This window comes from Salinisphaera sp. G21_0 (assembly GCF_017744115.1).
Lineage (GTDB): Bacteria > Pseudomonadota > Gammaproteobacteria > Pseudomonadales > Endozoicomonadaceae > Endozoicomonas.
Genome location: NZ_JAGHQW010000045.1, coordinates 1 through 12,085 on the forward strand (window position 1 = coordinate 1; position 12,085 = coordinate 12,085).

Sequence of the window (12,085 nt, forward strand, 5' to 3'; positions counted from 1 at the left end):
CAGGACGTGAAGGCCTTCCTGACCCTGCCCTGCTTGAAAGAGGGCTGGCAGGAGGGCAAAGACGAGGACGTTAAGGGCAAACCGCTCGACCGGGCACTGGTCACCAATATTTCCTCCATGTGTAATGGCAAAGGCTTACCGAAAGATCAGGACGTGAAGGCCTTCCTCACCCTGCCCTGCCTGAAAGAGGGCTGGCAGGAGGGCAAAGACGAGGACGTTAAGGGCAAACCGCTCGACCGGGCACTGGTCACTAATATTTCCTCCATGTGTCATCGCAAAGGCTTACCGGAAAAGACGAAAGTGCAAGCCTTTATTCAATGGCTACCCTCGGATGAAAAGAAGAGTCTTCTGAAACTTTCCTGCCGCATATTTGCAGGCCTTGGAGTACCCTCAGGAGAAAAACTGACTGATAATGAGAACAAACTCCGCCAATGTCTTAAACAGCAAGGTTACTCTACGGACATTGGAGGCGACAGCAGTGATGAAGAAGATGAACTTTTAAAATCAAGCCAAATGAAAGCACTGGCTCTGTACTTCTCTTCTGCGTCCGCAAAATGGAACATGACAATTGCCGAATTCCAACAATATCTTAATGCCCACAAAAGTCCACGAAATGACAGAGTGGCTGTTCGTGCTGCGCTGAAATCATTGCTGCCGATATTGGCTATCCATGGAGGAACGGGTATCCAGTTCTGGATTGAAAAGCATCGTGAAGATTCACGCTGCAATGAAGTACTCACTAAGGCATTATCCATTCCTGCACCACTGGCTTTAACAAAATTTGCACTAACGCAGCTCCCTGAGCCTGAGAGGAAGGAATACCTTGAACTGTGCAGAAACCTGAAGCCAGCCCCAACCCCGGCGCAGTGGAATGCATTACAGCCACTGCGCCAACAGCTTGGCCTACGATGGGAATTCACGCTATCTAAACGTATGATGCTGGAGATTCTCTGGCGACAGTCCGAAGATAACCGCGCAAAATACGCTGACAGAATGGACGAGCTATTCAGAACTGTGCCTGCAATCTCACAGTGGTACCGACTGCACTGGGTACTCAGGCCACAGAAAATGCAGCAATTCATGGATGCCTGTCTTGACTACCAGGCTAAACCTGAAACCGTTCCGGAGTTAGCGACTCAGCAACGGTTGTTGGAAGGAATGCTCCTGATAAACCATTATCTACCGGAACACGGGAATATACCGGATCTCTGTTTTTCAAACCGGGTGTCAACTGATGATGAAAGAGGCGTGGTTGTTGATGGTGATCACGTCATGTTGGGCCGGGAACGCCTGTGGCACTTTATCACGGCCATACTGTTCGAGCTTAAACAAACAGAGTATCAATTCAGGAATCAAAAGCTTACTGTCATGCCACTCGATGGTGAACCGGTTGTACTCCCAAAACCAGAGTTTACCATCACTGGCACCGGTTTTGTTATAAATAACTGGACCCTTGAACAGTTGACCGCATTTTTCAGGGCAACTGAATTCACAGAACAATGGTATGAAAAGCCTCAGGACAAGCGGGAACCCTATGCGATCAGGCTTGAGGCTAAACTGGCCCAAATGAAAGCAAGAACCAAAAAGACCAGGAAAGCCAAGCGTGAAAAAGTAACATTTCTGCTGCCACCTTCTGTGATTATCAACATCATCAAATACAACAAACCATTAAAGCCAGTGGTTTGGTCATCTCTGGAACACTATGCCAGCAACGGCCAGCTAACCACAAGTTTATGTAAGGCGCTCAGCCCGGTTATCCGAAATGATAATGATGGTGTTGTTCCTGAGCTCGTTAAAAATGCAGTGGCTGAAAAGTTGGTACAGATTGAGGCAACAAAAACACCCGTAGTAACAGCAATCGCTCTGCAACAACCTCCTGCAAGCACGACACTCCCTTGGGATCAGGATTCCACCAGGAGCCTTCAAGGGCCGAAATTTACCTTTGAAGCGGCAATGGAAGAGCTGGATCGTTTTCCGATATTGGGGAATAGAGAACTTGAACTATTGGAACCCTATCGGAAAGAGATGATACTTCCGCAGTTAATGAGTGTTCTCCAAAAGATCAACCATTATGATGTGGATCAACAGACACAAAACGCCTGGCATTCAGCTTTGGAATGCAGAAAAGAAGACCCTTTTGGGCTGAACGGAATTGACATTGACATTTGGGAATCGGATTCTGATTTATTGTCGCCGGATTTTGATTTATTTGCGACCGGGTCAGAACGGGTCAACAACAACCATGACTGGCTTGAAGAGTTCCTGCAAGGATAAACCAGTTGTCATGACACAAGCATTTTACGGTTAAAATGGCAACATACGCAGGTTAAATTGGCGCTTACCTGAAGAGGAAGCCGGAAGCGAATATCAAGAAGAAAGTCAAACCACTACCGCTACTTCCGCAATAATAGTTGAAGCCTGAAGCGAAAATATCACTTCAGGATTCCTTCTTTTCCTCACACAGTTTATCAATTAACGCCGGTAGCAGGTTGAGAATTTACTGTTTTTTTCTCGCATTGATCCACCTTCAGGGTCCAACCTGAAGGACAAGAATAATCGTAACGAACGAAAGTGACACCAATTGTAGACTGAACTTGTCTACGGCACTGATTGCCATAAGGTTGTGTCCCAGAAGGACACACTGATTACTATTTGATCCTCTAGAGCATTACTTGTGGAGCACTCCGAACCGGCTGGGAAATTACTATCCCCAGCAGCCAAAACAACGGCATTTCTGCACCAAGACTCGGATTATCTATGCAAAATGCAGTTCATATATTTGGGAGGCTCACCTGAATAATCATTTTGATGCCAACCCAACCATAGATTCTTGGGTTACTACAGTTATTGTGATGCCAATAACTCTTAGGCCACCCCGGACCTGCCAGGAGTCAGAACTGTTCGCCGTTGACAGCTACTCAGTCTCCCAGGCCATACGCCTTTGTATCAGCAGCCGTGATAGTAACAATAAAGTTCAGTTCGCTTTGGAAACCATTCGGGATATCCTGACCGTAGAACTGGAACCCACCTATCGCCCACTGGTGTTCTAATAATGATGACAAACGACAAAATAAAACTGATTACTAATTATCTGCTTTTCCAGCTTGGCTGGTTTGCCTGTGTTCTTGGGGGGGATCAAATTGCCCTGGCTGCAGCCGTAATAGTCCTTTTTATCCACCTGCTATGGATAGGTAACTGGCATAAGGAAAAACAAATACTGGCTCTTACTTTGCTACTGGGGTGCGCTATCGATAGCTTTCTTGGAAATCTGGACATCCTGAAGTTTAACTCTCAACTGGATGACGCTGGACGTATTTTACCACTCTGGCTGGCCTGTCTGTGGCTGATATTCGGCACCACTCTCCGGCACAGCCTTGACTGGTCCCGAACCCACAAACTCTACGGAGCCATACTGGGCTTCTTAGGGGGACCATTAAGCTATTTGGCTGGGTCAAAAATGAGTGATGTAACCCTTGCCCAGCCTTTATGGCAGACGCTGTTGATCCTGGCCATTATCTGGGCAGTTGTTATCCCAATGCTTCAGTCCTTTTCGCAGGCATGGTTGAATAAAGCAAAAAGCGGATAACGTCCCATGTTACTCAGCAGCTTTTTCAGTGATTAAAAAGCTGCTTTCAGCTACAAGTCAATCTCAATCAATCTCAGCTTCGAACTCTTTATAAGCGAAAATCCGATTGATGTGATGACTCCTGGCCAGCTTCTTAAACCAGTATGTACACCAATGCTCCGGCGTTATTAAATCCGCCAGGTCGGGAACATGTGCCTCAAAATAATCAATCAGAACACTCTGATCTTCATCATCCAGTACATTAAATAATATTCCGGGACCGGCGGTAGAGCCGTCATCCAATAGCCGCGCCCTGGTATGAAAGATCATATCTATATTAACTCGCCAGATGTCATATTTATTACACATCATCAGGCGAAAACGCGCAGTATCAAACCGGGCACCTGAGCCTGCTTTAATAAATTGGTCAGGCTCCAGCCAGGCGGGAAATTTACGAACAACCAGACCTTCGATCTTGCGACCACCGCTGGAAAGCCACTGCTGCAACGCTGCCGACTGTTGCTGCAGCAAATCATCGATAGAAGAACAAGGCAAAGTTAGTGCTCCCATCCGATTCTCCTGACTCATCAATTATCACTATTCTTCTTTCGCTTTGGATCAACCTGGTCCAAGGCAGTAGCCATATGTAATCCAAAATGCAGGGATTTATACGGTTAGCTACTTAACACTAACGTCTAAAATTACCTTTTATCACATAGAAATGACATTAGAAACCTCTGTTTTCTGCGGATGCCTGGTAAATGTGTGCAACCTTCTCCCCCTTAAGGCATTTAATGAAAGAGGTCGCGGTGCTAAAGTATGCACATTTTAAGAGTTAGCTCAGAGGCAGTATTAATGAAGGATCTGAAGCTCACAGAATACAGTCATGGTGCGGGATGTGGATGTAAAATTTCACCACAGATTCTTGACGGTATTTTGCAAACCAACCTTACTCTCCCAGAGTTTCCTAACCTGGTTGTAGGTAATGCCAGCAAGGATGATGCAGCCGTTGTTGACCTTGGCAATGGTGAAGGGATCATCAGCACTACTGATTTCTTTATGCCTATTGTTGATGATCCATTTGACTTTGGTCGCATCGCTGCCACCAATGCCATCAGCGATATTTACGCCATGGGTGGCACGCCCTTGATGGCCATAGCCATTCTTGGCTGGCCCGTTAATAAGCTACCGCCGGAAGTCGCAGCTCAGGTAGTAGACGGTGGTCGTCAGGCCTGTGCCGATGCTGGTATACCTCTGGCTGGAGGCCACAGTATTGACGCTCCTGAACCCATCTTCGGACTTGCCGTCACTGGTCGTGTATCCCTTGAGCATCTGAAAAGAAATGATCAGGCTCAGGCCGGTCACAAGCTTTATCTGACCAAGCCGCTTGGCGTTGGTATTCTCACAACCGCGCAAAAGAAAAAGCTGTTGCAGGAGGAGCACCGGCATATTGCCCGTGACTCCATGTGCGTAATGAACACCATGGGGGCCGACCTGTCTCTGCTGAATGGCATCAGTGCCATCACCGATGTTACTGGCTTTGGTCTTCTTGGCCATCTTCTGGAGGTTTGTGAAGGCAGCAAGGTAAAAGCCACGCTGTATACCGACAAGCTGCCACTTCTTCCTCATGTGGAAACCTATCGTCAGCAGGGCTGCATTCCCGGCGGAACGGAAAGAAACCATGCCAGCTATGGCCACAAAGCCGCCAATATTACCGAGCAACAGAAACACATTCTCTGTGACCCCCAAACCAGCGGTGGACTGTTGGTCGCGGTAGACCCGGCAGCAGAAGAAGCTTTCCATAACGTCGTGGCAAGATTTGAATTGTCACTGGAACCAATTGGAGAACTATCGCCTTACGACGGTGGTAATTGGGTAGAAGTCGTTTGAATCTTCTGGAAGCGCTTACTGATCATTTTTCATGGGCAGCCTTGCATCCATGCTGGCGTGCGCTTCTGGTATAAAATATATGCGCAAAAAAACCCGGCGAATGCCGGGCTTTAACGGTTAAACTATATTGGTCTGTTACCATATTCACCGGAGGGCTTTTTCGGTGGGTCTGCGGTAATGTTCGATGGAACCTCCTCAATCTGGCCTCCTTTCTTCAAAAACTCTTCTACCTGGGCATCCAGACTTGCCCTGAGTTTTTTACGAGACTCGACGGTCCTCTCTTCAGCAGGTTCGTCGCGGCTCCCCAGAAACCCTATATCAGCGCCATCAAAACCAGCAGCAGCTTTAGTCGGCTTTTTCCGTGCCATAGCTATGTCCTCTAGGTACTGGTTTTCGGAATGTCCATTCCGAAATATTTAGATTGACTTCTTGTCCAATTTTTATAGTTATAGTCCAGCATTGTTAAAATGCCAGTTTGGTCTCACCCTCCTGTATAAAAAATACATTATTAATGCTTGTTTTTTATCATTACGTATAACTTTCACCGTGTAAAGTGATGATTAACTTACGACTTCCGCCGCTGTCTCTGTGTTCCCCCAGCCATATCCCCTGCCAATTACCCAAAGCCAGCGAACCGTCTGTGATTGGAATGATTACATCGGCACCAAACAGGCTGGATTTAATGTGGGCCGGCATATCATCACTGCCTTCTATCACATGGAGAAAATACTCTTCATTTTCAGGTATATAATGATTGCTGAAGGCTTCCATATCATGACGGACATTGGGGTCGGCATTCTCATTGAGTGTCAGTGAAGCAGAAGTATGCTGTAAAAAGATATGACAAATCCCTGTCTTATACTTCTTCAGCTCCGATAACTGACCAATAATTTCGGCCGTAACCAGATGAAAACCCCTCTGGTAGGGACGCAGCTGAACCTGTTTCTGGAACCACATAATTTAACCCTCACTCAAAGGTGCCGATAACAATCCGTCAATCGTCAAAGGATCCGTACTCATGATGCCACTTTACGATAAAAATGTGCCAGTTTTGAAATCTGACGTGGTGTTCATAATCCGGAATGAACGGAGTTATCTACCCATGGCAGTTTAGCAATATAAGACAAGGTTAACGTGAAGGCGATACCGATCATTCCTGTGTTCCTGTGGATCATTGCATCACCGCCAATCAAAGCAATGTACAGTGATGAACTTAATCCTTCAGGTTGTACGTTTCTGGATATGCAGGCTTTTTACATGGAAGAGTTAGGCATTGATCCTGACATTAGTATTGAGTATGTGCAAATGAGGATGCCCGAGCCCAATATGCTCGGGTATACACTCCCACTGAAGAACGGGAGTTACCAACTGGCTCTTGCCAGGGGATTGGAGCCAAGTGAAGTCCGCATCACCATTGCCCATGAATTAGTGCATGTACGACAACTTGAAAATAAACAGATTAAGCTTTCTGAATTCAAAAAACACTATATGGAGAGGAGTTTTGAAGACGAGGCTTTTCGACTGAGCATCCCCCTCGCCATCAAGTTCTACACAAAGCATTCCTGCCAAAAGACGACATCTGAAGCGTAAACACAGCAGTCATGATCTTTGGGAAACAAGTCAAAAATAAACCCAAAAATTCATTTTGAACCGATGACAAACACACGTGACATCTCTAAAATCTCGCTCCTTTCCCTTAAACAAAGCAGCTTAATCATCATGGACAAAGTGATCGAAACCCCTGACGCTCCTCCGGCTATCGGCCCATACTCTCAGGGTATGCGCTTTGGTAACCTGGTATTCACATCGGGCCAGCTGCCAATCGATCCGGAAACCGGAGAAGTCTCTGAAGACACCAAACAGCAGGCTCATCAGTGCCTGAAAAACCTGAAAGCGGTATTGGAAGCGGCTGGCAGCGGCATGGACCGGGTGAAAAAAGTCACCGTATTCGTTCGCGATATGGATGAGTTCAGCAATATTAACGAAGTCTACAAGCAGTACTTCAAAGTACCTTTCCCTGCCCGCAGCCTGGTTGAAGTTGCCCGTCTGCCAAAAGATGTGAAGGTAGAAATTGAAGCCCTGGCAACGGTTGACTAACCCGTTGGCAGAGCAGCCAACAATGGTTCTCATTCATTAAGTAACATTTCGAGAACACATTAATTGAACGGGGGGTTAGCCCCCGTTACCACATCAGGTCATCCGGAATCTGATAATCCGCATACCAGTCTTCTTCTTCCTCGGTCAAATCACCAGACTTATCATTCTGCATGGCAATCGCTTCTGGCTTTCGCTCTGCAATCTTACTGGCCACCGGCGCAGGAATGACCAGAAAATCGTCGCCCAGTATCGCCAGGGCCAGCAAGCCCCTTTCCAACCTGGTTAACTGTTCATCAGTCACATAAATTTTCTTGATTTTGTTTTCATAAACAAACTTATATTCTGCTTCGCCTCCATTACGGGACAATACATTAGTCTCAATCAGTTGACGAACCTGTGCCTCCAACGCCTTACGCTGACGTTCATCTTCAAGCTGTCGATTCAGCTCACGATCTTTCTCAGCCTGAGCCTGTCTCTCTTTCTCCAGCTCAATACGGCGCTTTTCCTGATCGGTCATATCACCAGAGCGGGCAGCCTGCTGTTTCTTTTTCTTATTACTGGTCTTGGCCTGTAATGCCTGTTGTTTTGTCGCAAGGCCAGCTTTCATCAGCTGGTCACGCAGTGATTTACTCATCGTTATATACCAAGGGGATACAAAAAACTGGAATCTTAGCAAGCCCTTCTACTGACAGCCAGAGATGAAACCCGCCATTGTCTGCTTTTTGATAACCATAAAAAGCACAAAGCCCACAAAGAAGAACCTTCCTTTGTGGGCTAGTTGATTCAGAAAGCCAATAACGGCGACTATTGGTTAGTGGACATCCTTCCAGAATTCCCGTTTGAGCAGATAGGCAAACACAAAGAACAGCGCCAGGAACAGGTATACATAAATACCCAGCTGCTTACGCTGTTCTTGCATTGGCTCCGCAGAGTAAGCCAGGAAGTTGGTCAAATCATAGGCCATTTGATCGTATTCGGTGGGCGTCATACTCCCCTTACGCTCCGGATCAACCGTCAGGCCACAGATTTTGTCTCCGGTCAGCGGGTCACGGGCCGTTGGGTCGGTATCACCGCAATTGTCGATCTGTACTCCCTGAAGCCCCAGAAGCACATGGGGCATACCAACATCCGGGAAGACCTTGTTGTTTACCCCATAAGGACGGCTTGGGTCTTCGTAGAAAGTCCGGAGGTAGGTATATAGCCAGTCAGGCCCACCCTTGACGCGGGACACGAGTGTCAGATCCGGAGGCGCAGCGCCAAACCAGACCTTCGCTTCGTCCGGATCCATGCTGTTATGCATCAGATCACCGATCTTGGCAGACTTATCGAACACCAGGTGTTCCATCATCAGGTCATGGGGTATGCCCAGGTCATCCGCTACCCGTTCATAGCGCTGATACTGGGTCGCATGACAACCTGCGCAGTAGTTCTGGTAATACTTCGCCCCCCGCTGCAGCGAAGCTTTGTCAGAAGGGTCCACATTGGCCTCATCAAGAGGGTATCCCCCACCGGCTGCTGCTGCCAACGATGAAAACAGCACCGAAACCAGAAACAACTTAATGGTCAGTATTATTCTTTTCATTAGCCGGTCACCCTCTCAGGTACAGGTTTGGTCTTCTCCCATCGTGTGTAAAAAGGCATCAACAGGAAGAACGCAAAGTAAATCAGCGTACAGATCTGGGCAATGAGTGTATAAGTCTCAGTGGCCGGTTGCGTTCCGAGCCAGGTCAGCAAAATAAAGACAAAGGCAAAAACCACAATGCTGGTTCTGCTGATCATGCCCTTGTAACGCCATGACCTGACCGGACTGCGATCCAGCCAGGGCAGAACAAAGAGAATGGCAATCGCGCCACCCATGGCGATAACCCCACCCAGCTTGGAGTCGATTGGTCCGATATCAAAGGTAATCGCCCTGAGAATGGAGTAGAACGCGCCAAAATACCAGACTGGTGCAATATGCTCGGGCGTCTTCAGGCCGTTGGCCGGTTCAAAGTTGGCATGTTCAAGGAAGAACCCGCCCATCTCCGGGAAGAAGAAAATAATGCCACAGAACACAAACAGGAAAACCACAACACCGACAATATCCTTAACGGTGTAGTAGGGGTGGAAAGCGATACCATCCAGGGGCACACCATCGGGTCCTTTGTTCTTCTTGATATCTATACCGTCCGGATTGTTTGAGCCCACTTCATGCAGCGCCAGGATGTGCAAAACCACCAGGCCAAGAATAACGATCGGCAACGCAATGACATGCAGCGCAAAGAAGCGGTTCAGGGTAATACCGGAAATCAGGAAGTCTCCACGAATCCACTGCTGAAGATCCGGACCAATCACCGGAATAGCGCCAAACAGGGAAATAATTACCTGCGCTCCCCAGTAGGACATCTGCCCCCAGGGCAACAGGTACCCCATAAAGGCCTCACCCATCAGCGCCAGGTAGATGGCCATCCCGAAGATCCAGATCAACTCCCGTGGGGCTTTGTAGGACCCATAGAGAAGACCACGAAACATGTGGCAGTAAATAACCACAAAGAACATGGATGCTCCGGTAGAGTGCATGTAGCGGATCAACCAGCCATACTCCACATCCCGCATGATGTACTCAACAGAAGCAAAAGCGGCTTCGGCGCTGGGCACATAACTCATGGTCAGCCAGATGCCCGTCAGGAGCTGGTTAACCAGAACCAGCAGGGCCAGAGAACCAAAGAAATACCAGAAGTTGAAGTTTTTGGGCGCATAATATTTGCTGAGATGCTTCTCCCACGCCTGGGTGACGGGAAGTCGGGCATCAACCCAAGCCATTATTTTATTTCCCATCACGCATTCTCCTCATCTTTACCGATAATCAGAATATCATCGCCTTCAAAGGAGTATGGTGGCACGACCAGATTCGTTGGGGCAGGAACTCCTTTATACACCCGACCGGCCAGATCGAACCGCGAACCATGACAGGGGCAGAAATACCCCCCCTTCCAGTTGGCATCAAACTCCATGGGTTTGACTTCCGGCAGATATTTTGGAGAACACCCGAGGTGGGTACACAAACCGACCAGAACAAGAACATCTTCCGTCCGTGAACGGTACGGATTGGTGGCATACTCAGGCTGCTCTGAGCTTTCTGATTTCGGGTCGCGCAAACGCCCATCCTGTGATGGCAGTTCATTCAGCATATCTTTGGTACGTCGCAGCACAAAGACTGGTTTACCCCGCCATTCGTAGACAACCTGTTGCCCGGGTTCCAGCTTGCTTAAATTGACTTTTACAGGTGCACCGGCAGCCTTAGCTTTTGCACTCGGGTTCCACGACTTCAGAAAAGGCGTTGCAACCCCTACAGCCCCGGCAGCCCCCACCACCGAAGTCGCTGCCACGAGAAAGCGGCGCCGGCCTTTGTTTATGCCGTTGTCACTCATTAACCTACTCTCCCCATCCGGGCTGAATGCCCAATGACTTCTTTTTGTTCATGGGTGTGATAACTGGAGTCTGCGCAAACCTCCAGCGAGGAACTCTGTAAAACGTACGATCGATCAGTAAACCGGCTTTCCGTTTTTGAACCCCGAACTTTATTATTGGCAGGATACCACCTATCACAGTCCATTCGTCACAAGTTCAAACAAAGGACACCAGAGATGATAACAGATTTACTTCTGAAACAGGGCTTTTGTTAACCCGGATATTTCATAAACGTGCTCCCGCTCTCGCTTGTCCTTTGCCGCTCTGAGGGAGTTTTGCTCAGTCAACCGTACTCGGTACGGCACTCCCTCACAAAATCCCTTAGAGCGACAAAGTCCGGCGCGAGATTCGGGGCAGTTTATGAAATATCCGGGTTGCAGCCTGAAAAGAACAAAGACTCAAAAGCTCTCTCGCAGAACCACCCGTACCCCAAATAACAACCTGACTGCTGCAATCAACCCCCAACAATAAAGCCGCATCGCATTATACTTACCCACATAAGCGGCAGTGCGTAATGATACTGGTTTTAACGCATAAAAAAAATGCCCAAAACAGGGCACAGGTTTTTTAATAAAAGTTTCAGGCATAAAAAAACTTCCCGATACGCTCTCCCAAAAGAGGCACAAAGGGAAGTTTTCCAGTAATCCAGGCAACCAGCCGGAAAACCGGCAGGTTGTCTGAGCACAATATCAGCGCTTGGAGAACTGTGGACGCTTACGGGCTTTACGCAGACCCACTTTCTTACGCTCAACTTCACGAGCGTCACGGGTAACGTAACCAGCCTTACGCAGAGGAGAGCGCAGAGTCTCATCGTACTGCATCAGCGCGCGGGTGATACCATGACGGATAGCACCAGCCTGACCAGAACCGCCGCCACCAGATACAGTGATCTTGATGTCGAACTTTTCAGTCAGCTCAGTCAGTTCCAGAGGCTGACGAACTACCATTCGAGCAGTTTCACGGCCGAAGTATTCGTCCAGGGAACGGCCATTGACAGTGATACTGCCAGAACCAGCTCTCAGGAAAACACGTGCGGTTGAGGACTTACGACGTCCAGTTCCGTAGTATTGAGTTACAGACATA

14 protein-coding genes are annotated in these 12,085 nt (G+C 48.1%); 6 read left to right on the top strand and 8 right to left on the bottom strand.

What is annotated here, in order from left to right:
• From J7439_RS18660 to J7439_RS18670, 3 genes are all read left to right on the top strand, one after another.
• The coding region (locus J7439_RS18660) for a hypothetical protein (RefSeq protein ID WP_209203466.1) at positions 1–2,274 on the top strand (2,274 nt) is incomplete at its 5' end.
• 578 nt (positions 2,275–2,852) lie between these two features.
• Positions 2,853–3,050: a hypothetical protein gene (locus J7439_RS18665; RefSeq protein ID WP_209203467.1), complete on the top strand. Its 198-nt coding sequence runs from the start codon at positions 2,853–2,855 to the stop codon at positions 3,048–3,050.
• Between the two features lie 2 nt (positions 3,051–3,052).
• Positions 3,053–3,586, top strand: a complete 534-nt coding sequence (locus J7439_RS18670; protein ID WP_209203468.1) for a DUF2878 domain-containing protein — start codon at positions 3,053–3,055, stop codon at positions 3,584–3,586.
• 63 nt (positions 3,587–3,649) lie between these two features.
• Here the strand turns inward: J7439_RS18670 and J7439_RS18675 are convergent, their stop codons facing one another.
• Positions 3,650–4,135, bottom strand: coding sequence for a hypothetical protein (locus tag J7439_RS18675; RefSeq protein WP_209203469.1), 486 nt, complete (start codon positions 4,133–4,135; stop codon positions 3,650–3,652).
• Between the two features lie 285 nt (positions 4,136–4,420).
• On the opposite strand from J7439_RS18675, the gene selD reads away from it, so the two are divergent.
• Positions 4,421–5,455 (top strand): selenide, water dikinase SelD, encoded by a 1,035-nt coding sequence (gene selD, locus J7439_RS18680; RefSeq protein WP_209203470.1) that lies wholly within the window; start codon positions 4,421–4,423, stop codon positions 5,453–5,455.
• Positions 5,456–5,577: 122 nt separating this feature from the next.
• Here the strand turns inward: selD and J7439_RS18685 are convergent, their stop codons facing one another.
• On the bottom strand, positions 5,578–5,823 hold the full coding sequence (locus J7439_RS18685; protein ID WP_209203471.1) for a hypothetical protein: 246 nt from the start codon (positions 5,821–5,823) through the stop codon (positions 5,578–5,580).
• A 160-nt stretch (positions 5,824–5,983) separates the two neighbouring features.
• Positions 5,984–6,412: a secondary thiamine-phosphate synthase enzyme YjbQ gene (locus tag J7439_RS18690; RefSeq protein ID WP_209203472.1), complete on the bottom strand. Its 429-nt coding sequence runs from the start codon at positions 6,410–6,412 to the stop codon at positions 5,984–5,986.
• Positions 6,413–6,589: 177 nt separating this feature from the next.
• On the opposite strand from J7439_RS18690, the gene J7439_RS18695 reads away from it, so the two are divergent.
• On the top strand, positions 6,590–7,045 hold the full coding sequence (locus J7439_RS18695) for a M78 family metallopeptidase domain-containing protein (RefSeq protein ID WP_209203473.1): 456 nt from the start codon (positions 6,590–6,592) through the stop codon (positions 7,043–7,045).
• A gap of 129 nt (positions 7,046–7,174) precedes the next feature.
• Positions 7,175–7,552 carry a RidA family protein gene (locus tag J7439_RS18700; RefSeq protein WP_209203474.1) on the top strand — a complete coding sequence of 126 codons (378 nt, stop codon included), beginning with the start codon at positions 7,175–7,177 and terminating at the stop codon, positions 7,550–7,552.
• An 85-nt stretch (positions 7,553–7,637) separates the two neighbouring features.
• Here the strand turns inward: J7439_RS18700 and J7439_RS18705 are convergent, their stop codons facing one another.
• From J7439_RS18705 to rpsI, 5 genes are all read right to left on the bottom strand, one after another.
• Positions 7,638–8,186 carry a DUF2058 domain-containing protein gene (locus tag J7439_RS18705; RefSeq protein ID WP_209203475.1) on the bottom strand — a complete coding sequence of 183 codons (549 nt, stop codon included), beginning with the start codon at positions 8,184–8,186 and terminating at the stop codon, positions 7,638–7,640.
• A 177-nt stretch (positions 8,187–8,363) separates the two neighbouring features.
• Positions 8,364–9,113 (bottom strand): cytochrome c1, encoded by a 750-nt coding sequence (locus J7439_RS18710; protein WP_502950429.1) that lies wholly within the window; start codon positions 9,111–9,113, stop codon positions 8,364–8,366.
• Between the two features lie 20 nt (positions 9,114–9,133).
• Positions 9,134–10,369, bottom strand: a complete 1,236-nt coding sequence (locus J7439_RS18715) for a cytochrome b (protein ID WP_209203477.1) — start codon at positions 10,367–10,369, stop codon at positions 9,134–9,136.
• Positions 10,369–10,962, bottom strand: a complete 594-nt coding sequence (petA, locus tag J7439_RS18720; protein ID WP_101745149.1) for a ubiquinol-cytochrome c reductase iron-sulfur subunit — start codon at positions 10,960–10,962, stop codon at positions 10,369–10,371. Before petA ends, J7439_RS18715 begins: the two co-directional genes overlap by 1 nt.
• Positions 10,963–11,691: 729 nt before the next feature.
• Positions 11,692–12,084, bottom strand: a complete 393-nt coding sequence (rpsI, locus tag J7439_RS18725) for a 30S ribosomal protein S9 (RefSeq protein WP_101745147.1) — start codon at positions 12,082–12,084, stop codon at positions 11,692–11,694.
• Between the last annotated feature and the right edge of the window lies 1 nt (position 12,085).

What these genes read in the sequence shown, in the direction of transcription:
- J7439_RS18675 (WP_209203469.1), bottom strand. Translation starts at nt 4,135, where the DNA reads ATGGGAGCACTAACTTTGCCTTGTTCTTCTATCGATGATTTGCTGCAG.
- J7439_RS18685 (WP_209203471.1), bottom strand. Translation starts at nt 5,823, where the DNA reads ATGGCACGGAAAAAGCCGACTAAAGCTGCTGCTGGTTTTGATGGCGCT.
- J7439_RS18700 (WP_209203474.1), top strand. Translation starts at nt 7,175, where the DNA reads ATGGACAAAGTGATCGAAACCCCTGACGCTCCTCCGGCTATCGGCCCA.
- J7439_RS18715 (WP_209203477.1), bottom strand. Translation starts at nt 10,369, where the DNA reads ATGGGAAATAAAATAATGGCTTGGGTTGATGCCCGACTTCCCGTCACC.
- petA (WP_101745149.1), bottom strand. Translation starts at nt 10,962, where the DNA reads ATGAGTGACAACGGCATAAACAAAGGCCGGCGCCGCTTTCTCGTGGCA.
- J7439_RS18705 (WP_209203475.1), bottom strand. Translation starts at nt 8,186, where the DNA reads ATGAGTAAATCACTGCGTGACCAGCTGATGAAAGCTGGCCTTGCGACA.
- selD (WP_209203470.1), top strand. Translation starts at nt 4,421, where the DNA reads ATGAAGGATCTGAAGCTCACAGAATACAGTCATGGTGCGGGATGTGGA.
- J7439_RS18690 (WP_209203472.1), bottom strand. Translation starts at nt 6,412, where the DNA reads ATGTGGTTCCAGAAACAGGTTCAGCTGCGTCCCTACCAGAGGGGTTTT.
- rpsI (WP_101745147.1), bottom strand. Translation starts at nt 12,084, where the DNA reads ATGTCTGTAACTCAATACTACGGAACTGGACGTCGTAAGTCCTCAACC.
- J7439_RS18665 (WP_209203467.1), top strand. Translation starts at nt 2,853, where the DNA reads ATGCCAATAACTCTTAGGCCACCCCGGACCTGCCAGGAGTCAGAACTG.
- J7439_RS18670 (WP_209203468.1), top strand. Translation starts at nt 3,053, where the DNA reads ATGATGACAAACGACAAAATAAAACTGATTACTAATTATCTGCTTTTC.